Source organism: Pseudomonas sp. ICMP 460 (assembly GCF_002723595.1).
GTDB classification, from domain to species: Bacteria; Pseudomonadota; Gammaproteobacteria; order Pseudomonadales; family Pseudomonadaceae; genus Aquipseudomonas; species Aquipseudomonas kitaguniensis.
The window spans coordinates 1-1138 of sequence record NZ_LKBR01000053.1; the positions used below are offsets into that span (position 1 = coordinate 1).

The following is a 1138-nucleotide window of genomic DNA, read 5'->3' on the forward strand; positions in this document are numbered from 1 at the left end:
CCTGACGGCAGCGGCATTCACGGGCAGATCTACCGTGCCGCCCAGGGCGACTCCGGCAAGCGCCTGACGCGCTACGCCGTGACGCTGCGGCCGCAGCTCTCCTACCTGGCGCACCGCATCAACCAGCGCATCTTCCAGAACCTCACGGTGCCGAAAATCATTGGCCAGGTCCTTGAAGAACACGGCATCCAAAGCAATGCCTATACCTTCCACCTCGGCACGATTTATCCCGAGCGCATTTACTGCGTTCAATACGATGAATCGGACCTGCATTTCATACAGCGCCTGTGCGAGGAAGAAGGTATTCACTACCACTTTCAGCACAGCGCCAGCGGCCACAAACTGGTGTTCGGCGATGACCAAACGGTGTTCCCGAAACTCGCGCCCGTGGCCTACCAGCAAGACTCCGGCCTGGTCGCAAACGACCCGGTCATCAAGCGTTTCGACCTGCGCCTGGAAACCCGCACCAGCCGCACCACACGTCGCGATTATGACTTTGAAAAACCGCACATCACCCTCGAATCCGACAGCCGCGGCGACGCCCAGCCCGACCTGGAAGACTACGATTACCCCGGCCGTTTTATCGACCGCACCCGCGGCAGGCACCTGGCCAAACGCGGGCTGGAGCGCCATCGTGCGGACTACCAGCTCGCCGAGGGTAAAAGCGACCAGCCGTTGCTGGTCAGCGGCCACTTCCTGGCCCTGACCCAACACAGCAAAGCCCGCTGGAACGACCTCTGGTTGCTCACCGAAGTACTCCACGAAGGCAAACAGCCGCACGTGCTGGAAGAGTCGGTGACCAGCGACACCACCGCGCTCAAGGACGACTTCCATCAGGGCTATCGCAACCGTTTCCTGGCAACCCCGTGGGACGTGCCAAACCGGCCCCCGTTGAAACACCCCAAACCGCGCATCCTCGGCAGCCAAAGTGCCGTGGTCACCGGGCCCAAAGGCGAAGAAATACACTGCGATCAATACGGTCGCGTCAAAGTGCAATTTCACTGGGACCGCGAAGGCCAGGCCGACGATAAAACCAGCTGCTGGCTGCGCGTTTCTTCCGCCTGGGCTGGCGCGCATTACGGCGGCATCGCCATCCCGCGTATCGGCATGGAAGTGCTGGTGAGCTTTCTTGAAGGCG

At 61.3% G+C, this 1138-nt stretch carries 1 protein-coding gene; it reads left to right on the forward strand.

Translation table 11 applies throughout. From position 1 onward, the window contains the following. Positions 1–1138, forward strand: a 1138-nt coding sequence (tssI, locus tag AO240_RS23805; RefSeq protein WP_143505455.1) for a type VI secretion system tip protein TssI/VgrG, incomplete at both ends; no start/stop codon positions are given.